Annotated in this window: 22 protein-coding genes; 15 read left to right on the forward strand and 7 right to left on the reverse strand. The window is 71.8% G+C overall.

What is annotated here, in order from left to right; translation table 11 throughout:
* The first annotated feature begins 7 nt into the window (after positions 1-7).
* From ACIQMR_RS11775 to ACIQMR_RS11810, 8 genes are all read left to right on the forward strand, one after another.
* The gene (locus tag ACIQMR_RS11775) at positions 8-1,264 is read left to right on the forward strand and encodes an extracellular solute-binding protein (protein WP_401385235.1); all 1,257 of its coding nucleotides are present in this window, start codon (positions 8-10) and stop codon (positions 1,262-1,264) included.
* Entirely contained in the window at positions 1,261-2,217 is a 957-nt protein-coding gene (locus tag ACIQMR_RS11780) for a carbohydrate ABC transporter permease (protein ID WP_401385236.1), read from the forward strand. The genes ACIQMR_RS11775 and ACIQMR_RS11780 overlap by 4 nt, the downstream gene beginning before the upstream one ends.
* Before the next feature lie 83 nt (positions 2,218-2,300).
* Positions 2,301-3,050 carry a carbohydrate ABC transporter permease gene (locus ACIQMR_RS11785; RefSeq protein ID WP_358663229.1) on the forward strand — a complete coding sequence of 250 codons (750 nt, stop codon included), beginning with the start codon at positions 2,301-2,303 and terminating at the stop codon, positions 3,048-3,050.
* A 10-nt stretch (positions 3,051-3,060) separates the two neighbouring features.
* Positions 3,061-4,575 carry a beta-N-acetylhexosaminidase gene (locus ACIQMR_RS11790; RefSeq protein WP_401385237.1) on the forward strand — a complete coding sequence of 505 codons (1,515 nt, stop codon included), beginning with the start codon at positions 3,061-3,063 and terminating at the stop codon, positions 4,573-4,575.
* Entirely contained in the window at positions 4,572-5,981 is a 1,410-nt protein-coding gene (locus ACIQMR_RS11795; RefSeq protein ID WP_401385238.1) for a cellulose binding domain-containing protein, read from the forward strand. The genes ACIQMR_RS11790 and ACIQMR_RS11795 overlap by 4 nt, the downstream gene beginning before the upstream one ends.
* A 167-nt stretch (positions 5,982-6,148) precedes the next feature.
* Positions 6,149-7,402, forward strand: a complete 1,254-nt coding sequence (locus ACIQMR_RS11800; protein ID WP_401385239.1) for an extracellular solute-binding protein — start codon at positions 6,149-6,151, stop codon at positions 7,400-7,402.
* Positions 7,403-7,589: 187 nt separating this feature from the next.
* On the forward strand, positions 7,590-8,369 hold the full coding sequence (locus ACIQMR_RS11805; protein WP_401385240.1) for a GNAT family N-acetyltransferase: 780 nt from the start codon (positions 7,590-7,592) through the stop codon (positions 8,367-8,369).
* A complete protein-coding gene (locus ACIQMR_RS11810) occupies positions 8,366-9,325 on the forward strand; it encodes a lysophospholipid acyltransferase family protein (protein ID WP_401385241.1) in 960 nt (319 codons plus the stop codon). The genes ACIQMR_RS11805 and ACIQMR_RS11810 overlap by 4 nt, the downstream gene beginning before the upstream one ends.
* Here the strand turns inward: ACIQMR_RS11810 and egtD are convergent.
* The 4 genes from egtD to egtA are packed head-to-tail and all read right to left on the reverse strand — an operon-like array spanning position 9,220 to position 13,512.
* Complete coding sequence (egtD, locus tag ACIQMR_RS11815; protein WP_401385242.1) at positions 9,220-10,182, reverse strand: L-histidine N(alpha)-methyltransferase; 963 nt, start codon at positions 10,180-10,182, stop codon at positions 9,220-9,222. The two genes, ACIQMR_RS11810 and egtD, sit on opposite strands and share 106 nt — an antisense overlap.
* A complete protein-coding gene (gene egtC / locus ACIQMR_RS11820) occupies positions 10,179-10,934 on the reverse strand; it encodes an ergothioneine biosynthesis protein EgtC (RefSeq protein WP_401385243.1) in 756 nt (251 codons plus the stop codon). Before egtC ends, egtD begins: the two co-directional genes overlap by 4 nt.
* The gene (gene egtB / locus ACIQMR_RS11825; RefSeq protein WP_401385244.1) at positions 10,934-12,247 is read right to left on the reverse strand and encodes an ergothioneine biosynthesis protein EgtB; all 1,314 of its coding nucleotides are present in this window, start codon (positions 12,245-12,247) and stop codon (positions 10,934-10,936) included. Before egtB ends, egtC begins: the two co-directional genes overlap by 1 nt.
* Complete coding sequence (gene egtA, locus ACIQMR_RS11830; protein WP_401385245.1) at positions 12,244-13,512, reverse strand: ergothioneine biosynthesis glutamate--cysteine ligase EgtA; 1,269 nt, start codon at positions 13,510-13,512, stop codon at positions 12,244-12,246. Before egtA ends, egtB begins: the two co-directional genes overlap by 4 nt.
* 136 nt (positions 13,513-13,648) lie before the next feature.
* Here egtA and ACIQMR_RS11835 point away from each other — a divergent pair, with 136 nt between their 5' ends.
* Positions 13,649-14,476 (forward strand): TIGR02452 family protein, encoded by an 828-nt coding sequence (locus ACIQMR_RS11835; protein WP_401385246.1) that lies wholly within the window; start codon positions 13,649-13,651, stop codon positions 14,474-14,476.
* 41 nt (positions 14,477-14,517) lie between these two features.
* Here ACIQMR_RS11835 and ACIQMR_RS11840 read toward each other — a convergent pair whose 3' ends face one another.
* Positions 14,518-15,219, reverse strand: a complete 702-nt coding sequence (locus ACIQMR_RS11840) for an alpha/beta fold hydrolase (RefSeq protein ID WP_401385247.1) — start codon at positions 15,217-15,219, stop codon at positions 14,518-14,520.
* A gap of 156 nt (positions 15,220-15,375) precedes the next feature.
* Here ACIQMR_RS11840 and ACIQMR_RS11845 point away from each other — a divergent pair, with 156 nt between their 5' ends.
* Complete coding sequence (locus ACIQMR_RS11845; protein ID WP_401385248.1) at positions 15,376-16,410, forward strand: LacI family DNA-binding transcriptional regulator; 1,035 nt, start codon at positions 15,376-15,378, stop codon at positions 16,408-16,410.
* Positions 16,411-16,488: 78 nt separating this feature from the next.
* Entirely contained in the window at positions 16,489-16,758 is a 270-nt protein-coding gene (locus ACIQMR_RS11850; protein WP_266385551.1) for a hypothetical protein, read from the forward strand.
* Between the two features lie 155 nt (positions 16,759-16,913).
* Here ACIQMR_RS11850 and trxA read toward each other — a convergent pair whose 3' ends face one another.
* Positions 16,914-17,282: a thioredoxin gene (gene trxA, locus ACIQMR_RS11855; RefSeq protein ID WP_266385548.1), complete on the reverse strand. Its 369-nt coding sequence runs from the start codon at positions 17,280-17,282 to the stop codon at positions 16,914-16,916.
* A gap of 115 nt (positions 17,283-17,397) precedes the next feature.
* On the opposite strand from trxA, the gene ACIQMR_RS11860 reads away from it, so the two are divergent.
* Positions 17,398-18,834: a dihydrolipoyl dehydrogenase family protein gene (locus ACIQMR_RS11860; protein WP_401385249.1), complete on the forward strand. Its 1,437-nt coding sequence runs from the start codon at positions 17,398-17,400 to the stop codon at positions 18,832-18,834.
* 53 nt (positions 18,835-18,887) lie between these two features.
* On the opposite strand, the gene ACIQMR_RS11865 is transcribed toward ACIQMR_RS11860, so the two are convergent.
* Positions 18,888-19,250 (reverse strand): tetratricopeptide repeat protein, encoded by a 363-nt coding sequence (locus ACIQMR_RS11865; RefSeq protein ID WP_401385250.1) that lies wholly within the window; start codon positions 19,248-19,250, stop codon positions 18,888-18,890.
* A gap of 25 nt (positions 19,251-19,275) precedes the next feature.
* Between ACIQMR_RS11865 and ACIQMR_RS11870 the strand changes: the two genes are divergently transcribed.
* The 3 genes from ACIQMR_RS11870 to ACIQMR_RS11880 all read left to right on the forward strand — a co-directional run bounded on the left by ACIQMR_RS11870 (position 19,276) and on the right by ACIQMR_RS11880 (position 24,090).
* Positions 19,276-19,401 carry a hypothetical protein gene (locus ACIQMR_RS11870; RefSeq protein WP_401385251.1) on the forward strand — a complete coding sequence of 42 codons (126 nt, stop codon included), beginning with the start codon at positions 19,276-19,278 and terminating at the stop codon, positions 19,399-19,401.
* A gap of 9 nt (positions 19,402-19,410) precedes the next feature.
* Entirely contained in the window at positions 19,411-20,376 is a 966-nt protein-coding gene (locus ACIQMR_RS11875) for a pirin family protein (protein WP_401385252.1), read from the forward strand.
* A 336-nt stretch (positions 20,377-20,712) separates the two neighbouring features.
* Positions 20,713-24,090: a pyruvate carboxylase gene (locus ACIQMR_RS11880; RefSeq protein WP_401385253.1), complete on the forward strand. Its 3,378-nt coding sequence runs from the start codon at positions 20,713-20,715 to the stop codon at positions 24,088-24,090.
* The last annotated feature ends 112 nt before the right edge of the window (positions 24,091-24,202 follow it).

The raw sequence follows: 24,202 nt of genomic DNA on the forward strand, positions 1-24,202 counted from the left end.
GGTGCCCGTGAAGATCCGCTTCATCGCCGGTTCCGCAGCGCTCGCCGCGGCCTTCGCCCTCACCGCCTGCGGCCAAGGCTCCCAGTCGTCCGACCCGGACGACGGCCCCCAGAAGCTCACCGTCTGGATCATGAAGGACAGCGTCACCGACGACTTCCTCACCCGCTTCACCCAGGACTTCGAGAAGCAGCACAAGGACATGGACCTGGACATCCAGATCCAGGAGTGGGACGGCATCGGCGAGAGGGTCACCGCGGCCCTGGCCGGCAACGACGCACCCGACGTGATCGAGGTCGGCAACACCCAGGTCGCCCAGTACGCCGCGAGCGGCGGCGTCAAGGACCTCAGCGGCAAGGTGGGGGAGCTGCAGGGCGCCGACTGGCTCCCCGGCCTCGCCGAGCCGGGGAAGATCGACGGCAAGCAGTACGGCATCCCGTGGTACGCCGCCAACCGGGTCGTGATCTACAACAAGGACCTCTTCGCCAAGGCGGGGATCGCCGCCCCGCCGAAGACCCGCGACGAGTGGCTCGCCACCACGGCGAAGCTCAACCGCGGCGCCACACAGGGCATCTACCTCCCCGGCCAGAACTGGTACACCCTCGCCGGCTTCGTCTGGGAGGACGGCGGCGAGCTGGCCGAGGAGAGCGGCGGCACCTGGCGGGGCGCGCTCGACAGCCCCGAGGCGCTGAGCGGCATGGACTTCTACCGGCAACTCCAGGCGCTCGGCAAGGGGCCGAAGGACTCCGACGAGGCCAAGCCCCCGCAGGCCGAGGTCTTCGCCAAGGGCGACGTCGCGCAGGTCATCTCCGTACCCGGCGGAGCGAAGATCGTCGAGGAGGCAAATCCGGCCCTCAAGGGCAAGCTCGGCTTCTTCCCGATCCCCGGCAGGACGGCGGACAGGCCGAGCGCGACCTTCACCGGCGGCTCCGACCTGATCGTTCCCGAGGCCTCGGCACACCACGACGCCGCGTACGAGGTGGTCAAGGCGCTCGCCGGGGAGAAATGGCAGTCGGACATGGCGCGGACCATGAGCTACGTCCCGAACCGGACCTCGCTCGCCCACGTCATCCAGGACAACGAGGGCACCGCCGCGATGGCCGCCGCCGCCGCGCAGGGCCGGGCGACCCCCAACTCACCGCAGTGGGCGGCGGTCGAGGCCACCAACCCCATCAAGCAGTACATGACGGCCGTCCTCACCGGGGACGACCCCGCCACGGCGGCCAAGGCGGCGTCCGACAGCATCACCAAGACGCTCGGCTCATGAGCCGAACGGCACCCGCCCGTGTCGTGAGCCGTGCACAACGGGCGCGGCTCACGAACCGGGCGGCACCGGTGCGCGCCGCCTGGCCCTACCTCCTCGTCGCACCCACCGTCATCGGCGGCGTCCTGCTGCTCGGCTACCCGCTCGTGCGCAACCTGGTGATCTCCGTCCAGCACTACGGCATGGGCGAACTCATCCGCGGAGGGGCCGAGTTCGCGGCGTTCGACAACTACGCGCGGATCCTCTCCGACCCGCAGCTGTGGGAGGTCGTACGCCGCACCGGTTGGTGGACCCTGGTCAACGTCGTCCTGATCATGGTCATCGGGACACTGGTGGCGCTGATGATGCAGCGTCTCGGCAAGCGGATGCGCATGCTCGTCATGAGCGGACTCGTCCTCGCCTGGGCCAGCCCCGTCATCGCCACCACCACCGTCTTCCAGTGGCTCTTCTCCTCCCGCCTCGGCATCGTCAACTGGTTCCTCACCGCGCTCGGCCTCGACTCGTTCCGGGACTTCTCCTGGATGGCGGACGGCACGGCCGCCTTCTGGGTCCTCGTCCTCCTCGTGGTGTGGCAGTCGGTGCCCTTCGCCGCCATCACCCTCCACTCGGCGCTGCTGACCGTGCCGGAGGAGCTGTACGAGTCCGCGCGGCTGGACGGGGCGGGCGGCTGGCGGATCTTCCGCTCCGTCACCCTCCCCATCCTCCGGCCCGTCTTCGGCCTTGTCCTGTGTCTGGAGATCATCTGGGTCTTCCGCTGCTTCGCCCAGATCTGGGCGGTCACCAGGGGAGGCCCGGGCGACGCCACCACGACGCTGCCCGTGCACGCCTACCGCGTGGCCCAGTCGCTGCACCGCTACGACCTCGGCGCGGCCGTGTCCACGCTCACCGTCGTGCTGCTGATCGCCGTACTCGTCCCGTACTTCCGCCAGCTGCTCCGCCAGGAGGCCGACCGGTGAAAGCGCCCCCGATCCTGCGCCGACTGCCCCTCGACGCGGGCGCGCTGATCGTCTTCGTCCTCTCGGTGTTCCCCGTGTACTGGATGATCCTCACCGCGTTCAAGCCCACCCGGGACATCCAGGCGGAGACCCCGGTCTTCTGGCCGGCGTCGCTCACGCTGGAGCACTTCGCCACGGCGGTCCGCGCGGACGGCTTCACCCAGTTCTGGCGCAACAGCTTGCTCGTCACGCTCAGTTGTGTCGTCCTCGCGCTCGTCGTCGCGCTGGGCTCGGCGTTCGCCGTCTCCCGGATGCGCTGGAAGGGCCGCAGGGCCTTCATCCTCATGGTCTTCATCGCGCAGGTCGCGCCCTGGGAGGCGCTGCTCATCCCCATGTACGTCATCGCCCGCGACACCGACATGCTCGACCGGCTGCCGACGCTCACCCTCATCTACTTCATGATCACGCTGCCGTTCACCATCGTGACCCTGCGGTCGTTCCTCGCCGCCGTCCCCGTCGAGCTGGAGGAGGCCGCCCAGGTCGACGGCTGCACCCGCGCCGAGGCATTCCGCCGCGTCACCCTCCCGCTGCTCGCCCCCGGACTGCTCGCCACCTCGCTCTTCGGATTCATCACCGCCTGGAACGAGTTCGCCTTCGCCAACATGCTGATCATCAAGAACCAGGACGACCGCACCCTGCCCGTCTGGCTCTCCTCCTTCTCCAACGTCTTCGGCACCGACTGGGGCGCCACGATGGCCGCCTCGACCCTCTTCGCCCTGCCCGTCCTCCTCCTCTTCCTGGTGCTCCAGCGCCGGGTCGCCGCCGGGCTGACCGGCGGCGCGGTCAAGGGATAGGGGGCGCGTCGTGTCCGCACCCCCGCGCCCGGCGCCCGCGATCGTCCCGAGCCCCCACCGGCTCACCCCGTTGTCCGGCAGGTTCACCTTCGACACGGACACCGCCCTGCGCGTCGCCCCCGGCGCGGAGCACGCAGCCGTGCTCCTGCGGGAACTCCTCACCCCCGCCACGGGACTGCCCCTGCCCACCCACTCCGACGGACGGGTCGTCCTCGCCCTCGACCCGGCCCTCATCGGACTCGGAACGGAGGGATACGGACTCACCGCCGGGCCCGACGCCGTCCTGCTGCGCGCAGCCCGCCTCGAAGGACTGCTGCGCGGCATCCAGACGCTCCGCCAGCTCCTGCCGCCCGACGCCCTTTCGGACACCCCCGTCCGGGGCACCACCTGGTCCGTCCCCTGTGTACAGATCACCGACGTGCCCCGGTTCTCCTGGCGCGGCGCGATGCTCGACGTCGCCCGCCACTTCCAGCCGGTCGCGTTCCTGCGCCGCTACGTCGATCTGCTGGCCCTGCACAAGCTCAACGTCCTCCACCTCCATCTCACCGACGACCAGGGCTGGCGCATGCCCGTCGCCGCCTACCCCGAGCTCACCGAGGTCGGCGGCCTCCCGCACGGCGGCGCCTACACCCGTGCCGAGCTCGCCGGCCTCGTCGCCCACGCCGCGGCACGCGGAGTGGCCGTCGTGCCCGAGATCGAGATGCCCGGCCATGTGCGCGCCGCCCTCGCCGCCTATCCGCACCTCGGCAACGACCCGGGCCGGCGCCTCGGTGTGTGGCGGCAGTGGGGTGTCTGCGACACCGTCCTCGGCGTCCACGACGAGGTCCTCGACTTCTGCCGGACGGTCCTCGACGAGGTCATGGACACCTTTCCCGGCCGCCATGTGCACATCGGCGGCGAGGAGTGCCCGACGACCGAGTGGGAGCGCTCCCCGGCCGCGCTCCGCCGGGCAGCCGACGAGGGGCTCGACGGACCGAAGGCCCTGCACGGCTGGTTCATGCGGCGGATCGGGGCCCATCTCACCGCGGCCGGACGGACCCCTCTCGGATGGACCGAGACCGGCGAGGACCTCCCCGCCGGCTTCACCGTCCTGCCCTGGCGCGACGCGGCCCACGGTCTCACCGCCGCGCGCCGCGGCCACGACGTGATCATGGCGCCGTACCGCTCGACCTATCTCGACTACCCGCAGTCCGACGACCCCGGCGAACCGCCCGGCCAGCCCGGCGGCATCGTCGACCTGCGCACGGTCCACGAGACCGAACCCGCCCCCGCCGACTGGGAACCCGAGGCCGCCGCCCGCGTCCTCGGCACCCAGGCCCAGCTGTGGACCGAGTACGTGCCCACGCCCGCGCACGCCGAGTACCTGTCCTTCCCCCGGCTGTGCGCACTCGCCGAGACCGCCTGGTCCGGCCGCCGCGACTGGCCCGGCTTCCAGGAGCGGCTGCACCACCACCGCGTCCGGCTCGACACTCTCGGTGTGCCGCGCCGGCCCCCCACCAACGCCTCAGGAGAGGACAGCTCATGAACCTCAGACGCACCCGGATACGCGCGGCCCTCGCCGCCGCCCTCGTCGCCGGCGTCGGCTGCGCCACGCTCACCGCGGTGCCCGCGGCGGCAGCCGGTGAGCAGGTCAAGGTCCAGTACCGGCAGAGCTCCACCGGCGGAGACCAGGCCGAGCCCTGGTTCAAGGTGGTCAACACCGGCTCCGCCTCCGTCGCGCTCGGCCAGGTCAAGCTCCGCTACTACTTCAAGGCCGAGGCCGGCGCCTCGTACACCTACGCCTGTTCCTGGGCGGTGAAGGGCTGCGCCAACATCACCGGCACCTTCGGGACTCTCGCCAACCCGACCGCCACCGCCGACCGTTATCTGGAGATCGGCTTCACGGCGGGCGCGGGCAGCCTCGCCCCCGGCGCCGACACCGGCGACATGCAGCTGCGCTTCTACCGCTCCAACTGGCAGTCCCTCGTCCAGAGCGACGACTACTCCTTCGGGCCCACCCAGACCGCGTACGGGGACTGGACCAAGGTCACCGCGACCGTCGGCGGCAGCCTGGTCTGGGGCACGGCGCCGGCGGGCAACGACCCCGACCCCGATCCGACCGATCCGACCGACCCGCCGCCCACCGGCGCGGCCCTCTTCGACGACTTCACCTACACCTCGCACACCGACCCGGCGATCAGCGCACACGGCTGGAGCGTACGGTCCAACTCCGGCGGCCCCGGGGTGCCCGGCGCCACCTGGGCCCCCGAGAACGTCACCTTCGCCCTGGAGGGGACGAACTCGGTGATGAACCTGGAGACGTCCACGGCGGGTACGGCCCAGTCGACGGAGATGACCGAAGTCCTGACCCGCGCCTCGAAGTTCAGGAACGGGACCTACGCGGCGCGCGTCAAGTTCTCCGACACGCCCAAGAACGGCGGCCCGGACGGCGACCGCCTCGTCCAGACGTTCTTCACCATCAACGACCTCAAGGCGCCGATGGCGGACGACTACGCCGAGTACGACTTCGAGTACCTGCCCAACGGCGGCTGGGGCGAGCCGTCCAGCATCCTCTACTCCACCTCGTGGGAGACCTACCGGCCCGACCCCTGGGAGGCCGTCAACCAGCACTCCGAGGTCCGGGCCAGCTACGCCGGCTGGCACGACCTGGTCTTCACCATCGACAACAACAACATCGTCTACTACGTCGACGGGCAGGAGTTCGGCCGGCACACCTATCTGCCCGAGCGGCCGATGTCGATCAACTTCAACCACTGGCTGATCGACCTGGCGGGTCAGCCGAGCACCACGCCGCGCGCCTACGACCAGAAGGTCGACTACGTGCTGCACGTGAAGGACCAGGTGCTCACCCCGGCGCAGGTGGCGGCCAAGGTCGCGGCCTACCGGTCGGCCGGCACGGCCTTCGAGGACACGGTGCCCGCGAGCCAGTGACCGGGTGCCCCGGGCCGGGCGGGCGAGGCGTCCCCTCGCCCGCCCGGTGGCACGGAGGGTTGACCATCTGATTGGTCCATACCAAAATCCGGCCAACACCCGCGCGAACTTTTCGCTCCCCCCACGTCGGGTTCCCGTTCCGTGCCCACACGAGAAGGTGACCTCACGTGAAGAACCGCATGCTGGCCTGCGCCCTCGCCCTGGCGTCCGCCACCGCGTCGAGCGGATGCGCACTGCTGCCCGGCAGTGCTTCCGGCGACCGGACGGTCAGGGTCTGGCTGATGAAGGACAGCGTCTCCGACGACTTCCTCGAACGCTTCACCACCGAGTTCGAGCAGACCCACCCCGGCATCGAACTGGACATCACCTTCCAGGAATGGACCGGGATCGGGAAGAAGGTCACCGCCGCCCTCGACAGCGACGAGGCTCCGGACGTCATCGAGGTCGGCAACACCCAGGTCGCGCAGTACGCGGAGAGCGACGGACTGCTCGACCTCACGCTGGAGTCCGTACGGGATCTCGGCAGCGAGGAATGGCTGCCGGGCCTCGCCCAGCCCGGCAGCGTCCGCGGCACGCAGTACGGCATCCCCTGGTACGCCGCCAACCGTGTCGTCGTCTACAACAAGGACCGCTTCGCCGAGGCGGGGATCACCCGGCCCCCGAAGACCCGCGCCCAGTGGATCAAGGACACCGAGAAGCTCAACAAGCACGGCAACCAGGGCATCTACCTCTCCGGACAGGACTGGTACACCCTGGCCGGGTTCATCTGGGACGAGGGCGGTGACCTCGCCGTCGACCGCGGCGGCGTCTGGGAGGGAACGCTGCACGAGCCCGCCGCGGTGCGCGGGATGACGTTCTACAAGAAGCTCCAGGCACTGGGCGAGGGCCCGGAGAACGCGGACGAGATGACGCCACCGCAGACGGGTGTGTTCGCCGAGGGGAACGTCGCCCAGATCATCACCACCCCGTCGGCCGCCACACTGATCGAGAAGGAGAACCCGGCGCTGAAGGGCAGACTCGGCTTCTTCCCCGTCCCCGGGAAGACCGCCGAGAGACCCGGCGCCGTCTTCACGGGCGGCTCCGATCTGATCATTCCCAGGAAAGCCTCCGAACGCGCCGCAGCGATCGAGGTCGTCAAGGCTCTCGCGGGTGAACGCTGGCAGACCGATCTGGCCAGGACCATGAGCTACGTACCCAACAAGACCACTCTCGCACCGGTCATCGAGGGGCAGGAGGGCACCGCCGCCATGGCCGCCGGCGCCGCCCGGGGCCGTGCCACACCGAACTCGCCGCAGTGGGCCGCCGTCGAGGAGGACAACCCGATCAAGCCGTATATGACGGCCGTGCTGCGGGGCGACGATCCGGGAAAGGCCGCCAGGAACGCCTCCGACCGCATCTCCGACACCCTCGCAAGCGGCTGATCGCACGGTGCCCGGCGCTCACGTGAGGCTCCGGTGCCCCCTCGCCGCCCGCGGTCGCCCGTCATTCAGATGGCGCACATCCGCACTCCGCACCCCCGTCATGTCGAATCCAGCCGGTCACGGAATTAGTTAGGTGCCGGACCGCCGCAGGCGCGGTCCGTCCCCACCGTCCGGCAAGGAGACCGCCATGCCCGCATCGCCAGCCCTCGTCCCGGCCCCGCTCATGTCCGCCGCCGAACCCCGTTACGTGGTGTCCCTCGCCCGTGACCAGGACGACGTACGGGCCGCACAGCGGCTGCGCCACCAGGTGTTCGCCGGCGAGATGGGTGCCCGGCTGGAGGGCCCCGAGCCCGGCCTCGACATCGACGCCTTCGACGCGTACTGCGACCACATCCTGGTGCGCCACGAGGACACCGGCGAGGTCGTCGGCACCTACCGGGTGCTGCCGCCCGAGCGCGCGAAGGTCGCGGGCCGGCTGTACTCCGAGACCGAGTTCGACCTCGCCCGGCTCGAGCCCATCCGCGACGACCTCGTGGAGGTCGGCCGTTCGTGCGTCCACCCCGCGCACCGCAACGGCGCCGTCATCGCCCTCATCTGGGCGGGCCTCGCGCGCTACATGACCCGCACGGGCCACACCTGGCTGTCCGGCTGCTGCTCGATCCCGCTCGCCGACGGCGGCACGCTCGCGGCCGCGACCTGGGACACGGTCAAGGCCAAGCACCTCGCCCCCGAGGAGTACTGGGTCACCCCGCACAAGCTCTGGAGCGCCGACGGCATCGCCCGCCCCGAGGGCCGCACCGAGCTCCCGCCGCTGCTGCGCGGTTACCTCCGCCTCGGCGCCTGGGTGTGCGGCGCGCCCGCCCACGACCCGGACTTCGGCGTCGCCGACCTGTACGTCCTGCTGTCGCTGCGCCGCACCAACCCCCGCTACCTGCGCCACTTCCTCTCGCTGGCGCCGGTGAAATGAGCGTCTGGCTTCCCACCGCGCCCTGCACCCCGGCCGGCTGCGCGAGCCCGCAGTGGCCGACCGTCGGGCGGCTCACCGCCGTCCTGCGGCTGATCGCCGGTGCGTCGGCGGTCCTCGCGGGCGTCGTCCTGTCCCCGCTGGCGATCCCGCTCGGCCCGCGGGGCCGTGCCCGGCTGGTCGGGCTGTGGTGCCGCACCGTGATCCGGGCCTTCGGGGTACGGATACGGATCACGGGTCCCGTGCCCGCGAGCGCGCCGGGCACCGGGCAGCGCCCGGCGGCCGGCACGCTCGTCGTCCCCAACCACATCTCCTGGCTCGACATCCCGCTCGTCGCCGCCGTGCTGCCCGGACGGATGCTCGCCAAGCGCGAGGTGCGGCAGTGGCCCGTCCTCGGGCCGCTCGCCGGATTCGGCGGGACGCTCTTCGTGGACCGGGACAGACTGCGCGCCCTGCCCGGGGTTGTCAGGGTCATGGCCGAGGGGCTCCGGTCCGGCGCACGGGTGATCGTCTTCCCCGAGGGGTCCACCTGGTGCGGCAGGGAGAAGGGGCGCTTCCGGCACGCGGCGTTCCAGGCGGCGATCGACGCCGGTGCGACCGTGCAGCCCGTACGGATCAGCTACGGGCCCGTCGGTGCCGCGGCGTTCGTCGGCGACGATCCGCTGGCCACCTCGCTCTGGCGGGTCGCGACGGCCGCCGGGCTCACGGCGGAGATCACGCTGCTGCCGCCGATCCCTGCGGCCGCCCACCCCGACCGCCGCGCACTGGCCCGCGCGGCACAGCGCGCCGTGGCCGGGACGACGGCGGGCAACCACGCCGCCGCCCCGCACCTGGTGCGTGTGGCAATCCCCGGTCAGACCGCCGTCGACAGGGACAGCGCGAACCTGCCCTCCGCGTCCGTCCACCACTCGACCAGCTTCATCCCGGCATCCGCGAGTTCGGAACGCACCCCTTCCTGACGGAACTTCGCCGACACCTCCGTACGGATCTCCTCACCCGCCTCGAACGGCACCACCAGGTCCAGCTCGCGGATCTTCACGCTCACCGCCTCCCGCGCCCGGAGCCGCATCTCGATCCACTCCTCCCGCGCGTTCCACACGGCGACATGCCCGAACCGGTCCGCGGGGAAGTCCGCACCCAGCTCCCGGTTCATCACCGCCAGCACGTTCTTGTTGAACTCGGCGGTGACACCGGCCGCGTCGTCGTACGCCGCGACCAGGACCCGCTCGTCCTTCACCAGGTCCGTGCCGACCAGCAGCGCGTCCCCCGGCGCGAGGAGGGCCCGTACGGACTTCAGGAACGCGGCCCGTTCGGCCGGCAGCAGGTTGCCGATCGTCCCGCCGAGGAAGGCGACGAGGCGCGGCCCGGGTGTCTCCGGCAGGGCCAGCACCCGGGTGAAGTCGGCGATCAGCGCGTGGACATGGAGGTCCGGACGCTCGGCGAGCAGTGACCGGGCCGCCCCGGTCAGCGCGCTCTCGCTGACGTCCACCGGCACATAGCTGTGCAGCCCGTCGAGGGCGTCCAGCAGATACCGGGTCTTCTCCGACGAACCCGAGCCCAGCTCCACCAGGGTGCGGGCGTCGGTCGCCGCCGCGATCTGCGCCGCCCGGGCCACGAGGATCTCCCGCTCGGCGCGGGTCGGGTAGTACTCGGGAAGCCGGGTGATCTCCTCGAACAGCTCACTTCCGCGGGCGTCGTAGAACCACTTGGGCGGCAGCTCCTTGGGCGTACGGGTCAGGCCGCGCAGCACATCGGTGCGCAGCGCGGCGCTGGTGGCGTCCTCGGGCAGGGTGCGGGTCAGCTGGAACGGGCTCACGCGGATGGCTCCTTGAGCGGGGTCAGTAGTACGTCGGTACCGGTGGCCGCGAGCAGCGTGCGGTCGGGCACCTCGCACCAGTGGGGGTCGTCGTCGTACGGCTCCGAGGCCACGACCGTGCTCCGGCCGGGGCCGGCCAGATACCAGAGCGTGTCGCCCCAGGCGGTCGCGGTGATCGTCACACCGTCGGTGAGCAGCAGATTGAGCCGGGACTCCGGGGCGGCGGCCGCCACCTCCAGGACGGTCCCGGCGAGCGCCTCGCCCATCTCGTCGCCGTCCCGGAGCCTGTGCATCACCAGGGCCCAGACGAACGCCGAGTCGCAGCGCGACTCCAGCGACAACAGTTCGGCGGCGGGCAGCGCGGCGGCGAGCGGCGCGACGCTGCCCGGCCAGCCCCTGACGGCGCCGTTGTGGCTGAACAGCCACGGCCCGGCGGCGAACGGAGCCGCCGCGGCCTCACCGTCCGCGCCCGCCTCGGTCGCGTCCCGCACGGCGGCCAGCAGCGCCTCGCTGCGGACCACCCGGACGAGGTCCGCGAAGGACTGGTCGGCCCAGACCGGCCCGGCACGGCGGTAGCGGGCCGGGACCGGATCGCCCTCGGCGTACCAGCCGACGCCGAAACCGTCGGCGTTGACCGTGCCGTACCGCTGCCGGCGCGGCGCCCAGGACTGCCGCAGCAGTCCGTACGGCGGCTCCACCAGCAGCTCGCCCAGAGCCGTCGGCCGCCCCAGGAAGGCGATGTGACGGCACATCAGGCGTCCCTGGCGGTGCGGAAACCGGAGAAGATCTGCCGGCGCACCGGCAGGTCCCAGTTGCGGAACGTGCCCCGGCACGCCACTTGGTCCACGGCGAACGAACCACCCCGCAGCACCTTGTGGCCGGGCCCGAAGAACACCTCCGAGTACTCGCGGTACGGGAACGCCAGGAAGCCCGGGTAGGGCAGGAAGTCGCTCGACGTCCACTCCCACACGTCGCCGATCAGCTGCCGCACCCCGAGTGGCGAGGCACCGTCCGGGTACGCCCCGGCGGCCGCGGGCCGCAGATGCCGCTGGCCCAGGTTGGCCCGCGTCGCGGTCGGGTCCTCGTCGCCCCACGGATAGCGCCGCGAGCGGCCGGAGACGGGATCGTGCCGTGCGGCCTTCTCCCACTCGGCCTCCGTCGGCAGCCTCCGCCCGGCCCAGCGGGCGTACGCGTCCGCCTCGTACCAGCTGACGTGCAGGACGGGCTCGTCCTCCGGCACCGGCTCGGTCACCCCGAACCTGCGGCGCAGCCACTGGCCGCCCTCGCGCCGCCAGAACAACGGCGCGGTGATGCCGTGCTTGCGGATCTGGTCCCAGCCCTCCGGCGCCCACCAGCGCTCGTCGGTGTAGCCGCCCTCCGCGATGAACGCCTGGAAGGCGCCGTTGGTGACGGGCGTGGTGTCGATGAAGTACGCCGGTACGTCGCGGCGGTGCGCGGGCCGCTCGTTGTCCAGCGCCCACGGCTCGGCCGAGGTCCCCATCGTGAACGGACCCTGGGGGACCAGCACTTCGGCCGGCAGGCCGGCGGTGCCGCCGACGGGCGGCTCGGGCGCGTCGAGGGCTGCCGGACCGCGCCGCAGCTGATGGGTGATCAGCATCGTCTCGTCGTGCTGCTGCTCGTGCTGCGCGATCATCCCGAAGGCGAACGCGGAATCGACCAGCGGGCCGCCGCTCAGCGGGTGCGCTTCGAGGATGTCGAGCACCCGCCCGCGTACGTCGGAGGCGTACGTCCGGGACTCGGCGGGGGAGAGCAGCGGCAGCGTGGGGCGTTCGGCGCGGGGGTGCTCGAAGGCGTCGTACACCGAGTCGATCTCGGGCCGAATCGCGTCACGCCCGGCGACGGCCCGCAGCAGCCACTGCTCCTCCTGGTTGCCGATGTGCGCCAGGTCCCAGACGAGAGGGGACATCAACGGCGAGTGCTGGGCGGTGAGTTCGTCGTCGTCGACGCAGGTCGTGAGCAGTGCGGTGCGGGCCCGTGCGGTGGTCAGCGCCTCCAGGGCGCGCTCCCTGAGCACGTCGTCCGGCACCACCGGGGACTCGTTCATGAGCTGGTCTCCTTGCTGAGGAGCGTGAAGTCGTCGGCCGGGCAGCGGCCGGGCAGGACATAGCGGTCGTGGAACGCGGCGACCGCGTCCTGCACGGCCGTGGACGCTCCCAGCCGGGGCAGCGCGTCCAGGGCGACGGCGAAGCAGGTGACGGCGGCGCTGTGCAGCTCGGGCTCGGCCAGGCCGAACCGTGCGGCGTCCTGCCACAGCGGATTGCGCGGCGCGGGCAGCGGCCCGGCCGTCTCGGCGAGCGGCTTGACCGTGCGGTAGGCGGTCTCCGCCGCCTCCGGATCGTCGAAGAGCGCCATGGTGACGGCGAGCGGGACCCTCCAGCCGTCCTCGCCGGACTGCGCGTCGATCATGCGCAGTTCGAGATGTCCGCGAGGGCGTACCGGCGGGAACAGCGTGGTGATGTGGTACTCCAGATCGGCGCGGGAGGGCGGCCGGGGCGCCCCGGACCGTATCCACTCCCGGAACGTCAGCCGTTCCGGCACCGGCCAGGGCCCGTCCTGCGCACGTATGCACATCACCGGTGTGTCCAGGACGTGCGTGGCCCAGGCCTCGCGCGGCGGCGTGTCCGGCGACGGTGCGAGGGCCCGGCGCGGATCGAGCTCCGTCCACAGGGCCTGACGGGTGGATTTCCAGCCGGTGGGTCTGCCCGCTCCGGACGGCGAGTTGGCGAACGCCGCGACCAGCACGGCGCCGAGGAGATGTGCCAGCTGCCAGCGCCGGCCGAGGCCCAGGGGGCCGGGCTCCTCGAAGCCCGCGTCCAGGCACACCTGTACGGACGCGGACGAGCACATCATGGACCGGCCGGCGGGCCCGGTGCGGTCGAGGCATGCCTCCATGGCGTCGTACCGCGGCTCACGCAGCAGTCGGCGCGGAGGAAGCCAGGGGTCGTGACCGAGACCGGTCAGAGCGAGTCCGGAACCCGCCAGCGCGGTCCGGACGGCGGTCAGATCCGCCGAGGTGGAGTCGATGCACTCCATCAGCGAGGCGGCGGGCGGGGAGCTGAGCTCCAGCTGGCCGCCGGGCTCGAAGGTGAGCGCCGAGGCCAGGGGCAGGGTCCGCAGCCCCGCGAAGGCCCGGTCGAGCCGGGTGGCCGCGACGGGCAGGTGCGGCAGGTGCTGATCGTGCACGAGCCACTCCAGTTCCACTCCGACGGTGCGGGGCGGGCCCGTCTTGAAGCAGATACATCGAAGCAGGTCTTCTGCGTCGTCCTCGGTGAGCGGCGGACCGCTGCCCCCGAAGCCTGGTGCTGCCATGGTCGATCTCCTCCTGTCGATGGCGTTCCGTCCACCTAAAGCCACCGCCGACGGTTCGCACAAGAGTGCCCCTGTGCGCCGTAAGCGGGGCGTAATAGGTTTGCCGCCACCTTTCGTGATCACCGAGGATTCGGGCATGAGTGCACGTTTGCGGGGGATGGCGCGGCATACCCAGGAGATCGTCGAAGCGGGTCGCTACCGGGCACCGGGCGGCCACACGGTGACGATCGGCGGGGATCTGTCCGCCGCGGTCGAGGGGACACGGATGTTCGGGCCCGAGCCCGTGCCGGTGGTCCCCGACACGGACCGTTTCAGCGTATGCGAGGTCTCCGGGGAGAGCAGCCTGGAGGCTGCCCGGCGGATGACGGCCCGGGGCGGCGGGCCCGTCGCGGTCCTGAACTTCGCCTCGGCCCGCAATCCCGGCGGCGGCTTCCTCAACGGCGCCCAGGCACAGGAGGAGGCGCTCTGCCGGGCCTCCGCGCTCTACACCACGCTGCTGACCGCTCCGGGCTTCTACGCGCACCACCGTGCGGACCGGAGCCCCTTCTACACCGACCGGGTGATCCACTCGCCCGGAGTCCCGGTCTTCCGGGACGACCGCGGTGGCCTCCTCGACACGCCGTACACGGTGGGCTTCCTCACCTCACCCGCACCCAACGCGGGCGTGATCACCGGCCGCACGCCCGAGCAGGCAGGCCGCATACCGCGGGCCCTCGCCTCCAGGGCGGAGCGCGTGCTGGAAACGGCCGCCGCCACCGGCTACCGGCGACTCGTCCTCGGCGCCTGGGGCTGCGGGGTGTTCCGGAACGACCCGGCCCAGGTCGCCGAAGCGTTCAGGGCCCTGCTCACCGACGGCGGCCGGTTCGCCGGACACTTCGACGAGATCGTCTTCGCCGTCCTGGACCGCACACCGGGCCGGACCACGCTGGGCGCCTTCCGTGAGGCGTTCCCGGCGGCTGCCTGAGGCCGGGCCGGCCAGGTCGGCACCCGGTGCGCCACCTGCCGTCAGACCCATCCCTCCAGCGACGCCATGAAGGCGCCGAAGTCGTCGCGGTGGATCGTGTGCCCCGCGCCCGTGACCGTCCGTACCTCGAAACCGCGCGAGGTGAGGAGCCGGGCCTGCTCGGCCGACACCAGGGAGCTGCCGTCCGCGCGCTGGACCAGTGACGGCACGACCGGCTTCGCCGGCAGCAGGTCCGTACCGGCCGGTCCGGCCAGTCCGAAGGCGGACGCCTCGTCCCACACCGCGAGGGTCGCCAGCTCGATGTCGACGTCCTCGCGCTCCCATCGCGGGTTGAGCTGCTCGATCCGCTCCCGGGTGGCGACCGACCTGAACTCGGCGAACTGCGCGGGGTCGAAGCCGTTCCCCGGTGAGCCGAGATGCCAGGCGGGATCGGAGTAGACGGCCCGCAGCGGAGCGAGGCGCTCCACCGCGAGGGACAGCGTGAGCCCGCCGAGCGAGTGCCCGACGGCCAGGTCGGCGCCCGTCGGGAGGGTCTCGGCCAGATCGTCGGCGTGGTCCTGCGCGGTGTACGAGGCGGCGCGGCCGCTCCGGCCGTGGCCGCGCAGATCGACGGCGACGACCCGGTAGCCCCGGCCGGCGAGCGCGGGCCCCACCTTCCGCCAGGTGCGATGGTCGGCCATGATGCCGTGGATCAGGAGCGCGACGCGGTCGCCCGCGCCCCAGGTGTGGGTGTGCAACTGCACGTCGGTGCCTTCCGGCCGGCGGAGCGGGGCGGTGAATGCGGAGCTGCCCAGCAGTCGATTACTCGTGTCAGTGACGCGTGTGACCCTTGTCTAGCATCCACTTCAGGCCAACCGCCAGAGCCCGGACGGGACCGGTCTGGAAAGATGCGGAACGCGATGAGCCAGACACCGAGACAGTCAGCAGAACGCTCCGTAGAACGCTCCGTTCCGACCAGTGCCGACGTCGCCAGGCTGGCCGGGGTCTCCCGCGCCACCGTCTCCTACGTACTGAACAACACCTCCGCGGTACGCATCAGCGAACCCACCCGCCGCCGGGTGCGTGAGGCCGCGGAGGAACTGGGCTACGTGCCGCACGCGGCGGCGCGCAGCCTGCGCGCCGGGCACACCCGCATGGTGCTGCTGCCCACCGGGCAGGTCCCGGTCGGCCCGCTGCACAGCCGCTTCCTCAACGAGATCCAGTGGGCGCTGCGGCGCCTGGACTACACCGTCGTGCAGTACGGCAGCATGGGCCTCGACGGCGACACCGCCGCCCGTGCCTGGGCGGAGCTGCGGCCCGTGGCGATCGTCTCGCTCGGGGAGATCGCACTGACGCCCCACGGCGTCGAGGTGCTCAAGCGTTCCGGCGCGAAAGCCGTGATCACGCTCGGCCCGCGGCACGTCGAGGGGGCGCACTCCCTGGTCATGGACCAGCGTGAGGTGGGCGCCAGAGCCGCGGAGCATCTGCTGGAGCGCGGTCGCCGGCGGATTGCGGTGATCATGCCGGAGGAGCCCGGCCTCGACCTCTTCTCCGAGCCCCGTCTCGCGGGGGTCCGCCAGGCCGCCGAGCCGGCGGGAGCGACCGTACGAGCCGTCCCCCTCGCCTACGAGGAGGGCGCCGCCGAGGCGCTCGCGGCGCGGTGGCGGGAGCTGGGCGCGGACGCCGTGTACGCGTACAACGACGAGTACGCCATGCTCCTGATGCGCGCCCTCCAGGACGCCGGGATCCGCGTCCCGGACGAGACCGCCGTGATCGGCGCCGACGACCTGCTCCTGGGGCGGCTGCTGCGGCCCCGGCTCAGCACGGTGCGCATGGACTTCGTGACCGGGCAGTACCTCGCGGAGCTCGTGGACCGCGTGGTGCGGGAGCCCGGCGGTGCGCCGGAGCGGCACGATCCGATGGGGGCGACGGTGGTACGGCGCGAGTCCACCTGAGCGGGCGGTGACCTCGTGGGGCCCGAGAGCCCTGGGCGCTGACATGCGCGGTGGGCCGTCCGTGGCTAGCGTCATGGCATGAGCACAGTTCCGCGGCGCTTCGAGATCCTGCTCGTGCCCGAGCACGTCGAGGACCGCGGTGGTGCGGCGGTCGAGGACAGCGCGGTCCGCTCGGCCGTCGTGGAGGCCACCGGCGAGAACGGAGCCTCGGGCTACCCGCGGTACTCCGGCCACGGAATCGTCGCGGACATCGACCCCGCCACGCGCACCGTCGAGGCACTGCTCGTGGACGGCTACGAACTGGACTACGGACTGACGGCCCTGGTCTCGGACCGGGCGCCGCGCTGACGTCCGAACCCGGGTACGCCCAACACCCCTGCCGTCACCGCGTGTTGGCGCCCCACCGATCACCGACCGACATCACCGGCCGTGGCGCGGGCCGCGGCCCGGCCGCCCGGGCCCGCGGTGTCCCGGGCCCGGGCGGCGCCGGGGATCTCCTGCTTCTACTGCTTCTGCTCCGCGTCGGCGATGGACTTGCGCACCTCGTCCATGTCCAGCCCGCGTGCCTGGCCGATCACGTCCTCCAGAACAGGCTCCGGCAACGCGCCGGGCTGGGCGAAGACCGCCACGTTGTCCCGGACGATCATCAGCGTCGGGATCGACTGGATCTCGAAGGCCGCCGCGAGTTCCGGCTGTGCCTCCGTGTCCACCTTCGCGAAGACGAGATCGGGGTGCCGGTCCGCGGCCTTCTCATATACGGGGGCGAACTGGCGACACGGACCGCACCAGGAAGCCCAGAAGTCGATCAGGACGAAGCCGTTCTCGGAGACGACCTGATCGAAGTTTTCCTTGGTGAGCTCGACAGTGCTCATTACTCGCTACCTCTTCCTGATGTCCGATCGGACCGCTCCCAACAACGGCGCATGGGGCGGCCGTATTCCGCCTGCCCATGTGGCCGCGGCGCACACGTAGCACCACACTGTCCGTATGACGGAAGCCGTGGAGTACGACGTTGTGGTGCTGGGGGCCGGGCCGACCGGGGAGAACGTGGCGGACAGGGCACGCGCCGCCGGACTGAGCACCGCGGTGGTGGAGAGCGAACTCGTCGGCGGTGAGTGCTCGTACTGGGCGTGCATGCCGAGCAAGGCGCTGCTGCGGCCCGTCATGATCCAGGCCGACGCGCGCAAGGTCCCGGGCGTACGCCAGGACGTGCAGGGCCCGCTCGACGTCGAGGCCGTGCTCGCCCACCGTGACGACTACACCTCGCACTGGAAGGACGACGGCCAGGTCGCCTGGCTGAACGGGATCGGCGCCCGGCTGTACCGCGGACAGGGCCGACTGCACGGCCCGCGCAAGGTCGTCGTCGAGGGATCCGAGGGCGAGCATCACGTCCTGACCGCGCGGCACGCCGTGGCCGTGTGCACCGGCACCCGCGCCGTCCTGCCCGACCTGCCGGGACTGGCCGGCGCCCGGGCGTGGACCAGCCGCGAGGCGACCAGCGCGCAGGCCGCCCCCGGCCGCCTGGTCGTGGTGGGCGGGGGAGTCGTCGGTACGGAGATGGCGACCGCGTGGCAGGCCCTCGGCTCCCGGGTCACCATGCTGGTGCGGGGCGCAAGGCTGCTGTCGCGCATGGAGCCCTTCGTCGGTGAGCACGTCGCCGACGCGCTCACCGCGGCGGGCGCGACCGTGCGCACGAGGGTGGGCGTGGCATCGGTGCAGCGCACCGATGCCGGCGGTCCGGTCATCGTCGTCCTCGACGACGGTGAGCTGATCGAGACCGACGAAGTCCTCTTCGCCACGGGCCGCGCCCCGCGCACGGACGACATCGGGCTGGAGACCGTCGGCTTCGAACCCGGTTCCTGGCTTCCGGTCGACGAAAGCTGCCGGGTGGACGGCACGGAGTGGCTGTACGCCGTCGGAGACGTCAACCACCGTGCCCTGATGACCCATCAGGGCAAGTACCAGGCACGCATCGCGGGCGCGGCGATCGCGGCCCGCGCCCAGCACGTACCGCTGCTGGAAACGGACCGCTGGGGCGCGCACTCCGCGACCGCGGACCACGACGCCGTGCCCCAGGTCGTCTTCACCGACCCGGAGGTGGCGTCGGTCGGCCTCTCCCTCGCCGAGGCGGAGGCCGCCGGCCACCGGGTGCGCGCGGTCGACCAGGACATCGCCGCGGTCGCCGGCGCGGGACTCTACGTCGACAACTACCGCGGCCGCGCCCGGATGATCGTCGACCTGGACCGGGAGGTACTCCTGGGTGTCACCTTCGTCGGCCCCGGCGTCGGCGAACTGCTCCACTCGGCCACGGTCGCCGTCGCCGGGGAGGTCCCGGTCAGCCGGCTCTGGCACGCGGTCCCCGCGTACCCGACCATCAGCGAGGTGTGGCTGCGCCTGCTGGAGGCGTACCGGGACGGGCGCTGAGCGCCCGTCCCGGCTCCCGCTGCCCCATTCCCGTGTCCCGCCCGGCGCCCGCCTCAGGCGACGTCGGGCAACTCGCCGGACATCGCCGCGGCCATCCGCAGATGCGGAGCGGCCTCGGCGTGCCTGCCCTGCCGCTCCAGCGTGCGGCCGAGCATGAGCCGGGCGTAGTGCTCGACCGGATCACGCTCCAGGACCGCGTTCAGCTCGGCCTCGGCCCTGCCGAGCCGGGCCGAGTGGTAGTAGGCCCGGGCCAGCAGCAGCCGCGGCGCCACCTGCTCCGGCACCTCGGCGACGAGCCCGGCCAGGATCCGCGCCGCGGTCACGTACTCCTTGGCGTCGAAGAAGAACCGCGCCCGGTCCCAGCGCTCCGCCGGCGTCCCGAACTCGTAGTACGTGTCGTCGTACGTGTCGCTCATACGCCCTCCTTCTCCGGCCCACCTGATGACCCCGGCAACCGGAGAACGGGATTCGATATTCCACGTCCGTATCCGTATCCGTATCCGTATCCGTATCCGTATCCGTATCCGTATCCGTGCCGTGCAGCGCATCGGCAGCGCACAGGACTAGGTTGGCCCCATGAGCAATCTCGATCGGCAGGCCGCGCTCTCCGTGTGCGGCGGCAGGGGCTTCGTCGTCGCCGAGCCGGTGCGTGAACTCCTCGCACCCCGCCGCGTCCAGCTCGGCGAGTCCACCGAAGTGCGCCGGCTGCTCCCCAACCTCGGCCGCCGTATGGTCGGCGCCTGGTGCTTCGTCGACCACTACGGTCCCGACGACATCGCCGAGGAACCGGGTATGCAGGTCCCGCCCCACCCGCACATGGGACTTCAGACCGTGAGCTGGCTGCACGAGGGCGAGGTGCTGCACCGCGACAGCGTGGGCAGCCTGCAGACGATCCGGCCGCGGGAGCTGGGGCTCATGACCTCGGGGCGGGCGATCAGCCACTCCGAGGAGAGCCCGAAGGCGCACGCCCGTCTGCTGCACGGCGCCCAGCTGTGGGTCGCGCTCCCCGACACCCACCGCAACGTGGAACCCCACTTCCAGCACCACGCCGAGCTGCCCCACGTCACCGCTCCCGGACTGACCGCCACGGTCGTCCTGGGCGAACTCGACGGCGCGGCCTCACCGGGCTCGACGTACACACCGATCGTCGGCGCCGATCTGGCCCTCGCCTCCGGCACCGAGACGAGTGTCCCGCTGGAGCCCGACTTCGAGTACGCCGTGCTCTCGATGTCCGGCGAGGCACACGTCGACGGCGTGCCCGTCCTGCCCGGCTCCATGCTCTACCTCGGCTGCGGCCGCACCGAACTGCCGCTGCGCGCCGAGTCGGACGCCGGCCTGATGCTGCTGGGCGGCGAGCCGTTCGAGGAGGAGCTGGTCATGTGGTGGAACTTCATCGGCCGCACCAACGAGGAGATCGCGCAGGCCCGTTCGGACTGGATGGGCGGCTCCCGCTTCGGCGAGGTGAAGGGCTATGACGGCGCCCCGCTGCCCGCCCCCGACCTCCCGCCGGTGCCGCTGAAACCACGGGGACGCGTGCGCTGACCCGACCGGCACGGCGGCCCTTCGGCACAGCCCAGCACCGGCACGGCAGCCCTTCGGCACGGCACAGCACGGACGCGGCGGCCCTTCGACACGGCCCAGCACTGACGCGGCCGAATGAGCCCGCGCGGAGCCGGGAAGGGAGCTCCCGTCCCGGGCCACCGGCCCGGGACGCGCCGACGACTGCCGGTGACGGCGTGACGTAGCTCCCGTCCGTAGGAGATCGACTACACCCCTACTGATCGGTACCGTCCACGGGAACAGCGGCTGCCGGACCCGGCAGCCGGAATGACATCGCCACCTTCAGTCCGTACGCCCGCAACACGACAGGGGTCAACGATGTTCCGCAAGGTATTGGTCGCCAACCGGGGCGAGATCGCGATCCGCGCCTTCCGTGCGGCTTTCGAGCTCGGCATCTCCACCGTGGCCGTGTTCCCTTACGAGGACCGCAACTCGCTCCACCGGGCAAAGGCGGACGAGGCCTACCGAATCGGTGAGAAGGGCCACCCGGTACGCGCCTATCTCTCGGTCGACGAGGTGATCAGGGCCGCGCGCAAGGCCGGCGCCGACGCCATCTACCCCGGCTACGGCTTCCTCTCGGAGAACCCCGACCTCGCCGCCGCGTGCGCCGAGGCCGGGATCACCTTCGTCGGGCCCCCCGCCGCCGTTCTGCACCTCACCGGCAACAAGTCCCGCGCGGTGGCCGCCGCCCGTGCTGCCGGGGTCCCCGTACTGAAGTCGTCCGAGCCGTCCACGGACGTGGACAGTCTGGTCGAAGCCGCCGACTCCATCGGCTTCCCGGTGTTCGTCAAGGCCGTCGCAGGCGGCGGCGGGCGGGGAATGCGTCATGTCACCGAGCCCGCGGAGCTGCGGGACTCCATCGACGCGGCGATGCGCGAGGCGGAGTCGGCGTTCGGAGACGCCACCGTCTTCCTGGAGCAGGCCGTCGTCAACCCGCGGCACATCGAGGTGCAGATCCTCGCCGACGCCCAGGGCAACGTCGTCCATCTGTACGAGCGTGACTGTTCGGTGCAGCGGCGCCACCAGAAGGTCGTGGAGATCGCGCCCGCTCCCGCGCTGGACCCGGAGCTGCGCGATCGCATCTGCGCCGACGCCGTCGCGTTCGCCCGGCACATCGGCTACGTCAACGCGGGCACCGTGGAGTTCCTGGTCGACGAGCGCGGCAACCACGTCTTCATCGAGATGAACCCCCGTATCCAGGTGGAGCACACGGTCACCGAGCAGGTCACCGGACGGGACCTGGTCATCGCCCAGCTGCGGATCGCCGACGGAATGACGCTTCCGGAGCTGAACCTGACGCAGGACGACATCGTCCTCACGGGCACGGCCCTGCAGTGCCGTATCACCACCGAGGACCCCGCCAACGGATTCCGCCCCGACACCGGCACCATCTCCGCGTACCGCTCCCCGGGCGGCCCCGGCGTACGGCTCGACGGCGGCACGGTCCACACCGGCGCCGAAGTGTCCGCCCACTTCGACTCGATGCTGGTGAAGCTGACCTGCCACGGACACGACTTCGCCAACGCCGCACGCCGCGCACGGCGTGCGATCGCCGAGTTCCGCATCCGCGGAGTCGCCACCAACCTGCCCTTCCTCGGCGCCGTGCTCGACCACCCCGGATTCCGCGAGGGCCGTGTCACCACGAGCTTCATCGCCGAGCATCCGGAACTGCTCCGGGCGCGACCCTCGGCCGACCGCGGAAGCCGCATGCTCACCTATCTCGCCGAGACCACCGTCAACCGTCCCCACGGCCCGCGTCCCCAGGTCATCGACCCGGCTGCCAAGCTCCCTCCCGCCGCACTGGACCAGGCACCGGCGGCAGGCTCCCGGCAGCGCCTCGCGGCGCTCGGGCCGGAGGCGTTCGCCGCGGAACTGCGCGCGCAGCGGGCCGTCGCGGTGACGGACACGACCTTCCGCGACGCGCACCAGTCCCTGCTGGCGACCCGGGTGAGGACGCGCGATCTGCTGGCCGTCGCCCCGTACGTCGCGCGCACGGCACCGGAGCTGCTGAGCCTGGAGTGCTGGGGCGGCGCCACCTACGACGTGGCCCTGCGCTTCCTCGCCGAGGACCCCTGGGAGCGTCTCGCGGCCCTGCGGGAGGCGGTGCCCAACATCTGTACGCAGATGCTGCTGCGGGGACGCAACACCGTCGGCTACACGCCCTACCCCGTCGAGGTGACCGACGCCTTCGTCGCCGAGGCGGCGGCGACCGGCATGGACATCTTCCGGATCTTCGACGCGCTCAACGACGTCTCGCAGATGCGTCCCGCCATCGACGCCGTACGGTCCACCGGCACGGCGCTGGCCGAGGTCGCCCTGTGCTACACCGCGGACCTGTCGGACCCGGCCGAACAGCTCTACACGCTCGACTACTACCTGCGCCTCGCGGAGCAGATCGTCGAGGCAGGCGCGCACGTCCTGGCCATCAAGGACATGGCCGGCCTGCTGCGCCCGCCCGCCGCCCGCACCCTGGTGACCGCGCTGCGCGAGCGCTTCGACCTTCCGGTGCATCTGCACACCCACGACACGGCGGGTGGCCAGCTCGCGACGCTGATCGCCGCGATCGACGCGGGCGTCGACGCCGTCGACGCCGCCGTCGCCTCGATGGCGGGCACCACCAGTCAGCCGTCCCTGTCGGCGCTCGTCGCGGCCACCGACCACACCGAGCGCACCACCGGGCTCTCGCTGGAGGCGGTCGGAGCGCTCGAACCGTACTGGGAGGCCATGCGGAAGGTCTACGCGCCCTTCGAGTCGGGGCTCACCTCGCCCACGGGGCGCGTCTACCACCACGAGATCCCCGGCGGACAGCTGTCGAACCTGCGTCAGCAGGCCATCGCGCTCGGCCTCGGCGACCGCTTCGAGCTGATCGAGGACTGCTACGCGGCCGCCGACCGGATGCTGGGACGGCTGGTCAAGGTGACGCCCTCCTCGAAGGTGGTGGGAGACCTCGCCCTGCACCTGGTCGGAGCTGGCGTCGAGGCGGCCGACTTTGAATCCGACCCCGGCAAGTTCGACGTACCGGACTCGGTGATCGGCTTCCTCCGGGGCGAGCTGGGCGACCCGCCCGGCGGCTGGCCCGAGCCGTTCCGCACCCGCGCGCTCCAGGGCCGCCCCGCGCAGGCCGAGGACCCGACCCTGTCGGACGAGGAGCGCCAGGGGCTGGCCCAGGACCGGCGGGCGACGCTCAACCGGTTGCTGTTCCCCGGCCCGGCCAAGGAGTTCGACGCCCATCGCGAGGCGTACGGCGACACGTCCGTACTGCCCACGCAGGACTTCTTCTACGGCCTGGAACCGGACACCGAGCACACGGTCACCCTGGAGGCCGGTGTCACGCTGCTGATCGAGCTGGAGGCGATCTCCGAGGCCGACGAGCGGGGCTTCCGTACGGTCCTGGCCACGCTGAACGGCCAGCTGCGTCCGGTGGCGGTGCGGGACAAGTCCGTGGCCACGGAGGTCAAGGCCGCCGAGAAGGCCGAGCGCGGCAACGACCGGCATGTCCCCGCCCCGTTCGCGGGCGTCGTGACGCTCCAGGTGGAGGAGGGCACTTCGGTGTCGGCGGGACAGACGGTGGCCACGATCGAGGCGATGAAGATGGAGGCTTCCATCACCGCCCAGTCCGCGGGCACGGTCGCGCGGCTGGCGATCGGAAAGATCCAGCAGGTCGAGGCGGGCGATCTGCTCATCGAGATCGGCTGACGCCCGCTGCGGGCATGCGTGCAGCGTGCGTTCACGCGTACGTGCGCGTGCGCGCGGCCGGCCCGGGAACCTCTCCCGGGCCGGCCGCCCGCGTCCGGGAGCCGGTCGGCGA

Source organism: Streptomyces sp. NPDC091376 (assembly GCF_044757085.1).
In the GTDB taxonomy this organism is placed as follows: domain Bacteria; phylum Actinomycetota; class Actinomycetes; order Streptomycetales; family Streptomycetaceae; genus Streptomyces; species Streptomyces pratisoli.

What these genes read in the sequence shown, in the direction of transcription:
- ACIQMR_RS11875 (WP_401385252.1), top strand. Translation starts at nt 19,411, where the DNA reads ATGAGCAATCTCGATCGGCAGGCCGCGCTCTCCGTGTGCGGCGGCAGG.
- egtA (WP_401385245.1), bottom strand. Translation starts at nt 13,512, where the DNA reads ATGGCAGCACCAGGCTTCGGGGGCAGCGGTCCGCCGCTCACCGAGGAC.
- ACIQMR_RS11860 (WP_401385249.1), top strand. Translation starts at nt 17,398, where the DNA reads ATGACGGAAGCCGTGGAGTACGACGTTGTGGTGCTGGGGGCCGGGCCG.
- egtC (WP_401385243.1), bottom strand. Translation starts at nt 10,934, where the DNA reads ATGTGCCGTCACATCGCCTTCCTGGGGCGGCCGACGGCTCTGGGCGAG.
- ACIQMR_RS11835 (WP_401385246.1), top strand. Translation starts at nt 13,649, where the DNA reads ATGAGTGCACGTTTGCGGGGGATGGCGCGGCATACCCAGGAGATCGTC.
- ACIQMR_RS11880 (WP_401385253.1), top strand. Translation starts at nt 20,713, where the DNA reads ATGTTCCGCAAGGTATTGGTCGCCAACCGGGGCGAGATCGCGATCCGC.
- ACIQMR_RS11785 (WP_358663229.1), top strand. Translation starts at nt 2,301, where the DNA reads ATGATCCTCACCGCGTTCAAGCCCACCCGGGACATCCAGGCGGAGACC.
- egtB (WP_401385244.1), bottom strand. Translation starts at nt 12,247, where the DNA reads ATGAACGAGTCCCCGGTGGTGCCGGACGACGTGCTCAGGGAGCGCGCC.
- ACIQMR_RS11850 (WP_266385551.1), top strand. Translation starts at nt 16,489, where the DNA reads ATGAGCACAGTTCCGCGGCGCTTCGAGATCCTGCTCGTGCCCGAGCAC.
- ACIQMR_RS11780 (WP_401385236.1), top strand. Translation starts at nt 1,261, where the DNA reads ATGAGCCGAACGGCACCCGCCCGTGTCGTGAGCCGTGCACAACGGGCG.
- ACIQMR_RS11845 (WP_401385248.1), top strand. Translation starts at nt 15,376, where the DNA reads ATGAGCCAGACACCGAGACAGTCAGCAGAACGCTCCGTAGAACGCTCC.
- ACIQMR_RS11810 (WP_401385241.1), top strand. Translation starts at nt 8,366, where the DNA reads ATGAGCGTCTGGCTTCCCACCGCGCCCTGCACCCCGGCCGGCTGCGCG.
- ACIQMR_RS11805 (WP_401385240.1), top strand. Translation starts at nt 7,590, where the DNA reads ATGCCCGCATCGCCAGCCCTCGTCCCGGCCCCGCTCATGTCCGCCGCC.
- ACIQMR_RS11865 (WP_401385250.1), bottom strand. Translation starts at nt 19,250, where the DNA reads ATGAGCGACACGTACGACGACACGTACTACGAGTTCGGGACGCCGGCG.
- ACIQMR_RS11795 (WP_401385238.1), top strand. Translation starts at nt 4,572, where the DNA reads ATGAACCTCAGACGCACCCGGATACGCGCGGCCCTCGCCGCCGCCCTC.
- trxA (WP_266385548.1), bottom strand. Translation starts at nt 17,282, where the DNA reads ATGAGCACTGTCGAGCTCACCAAGGAAAACTTCGATCAGGTCGTCTCC.
- ACIQMR_RS11870 (WP_401385251.1), top strand. Translation starts at nt 19,276, where the DNA reads ATGACCCCGGCAACCGGAGAACGGGATTCGATATTCCACGTCCGTATC.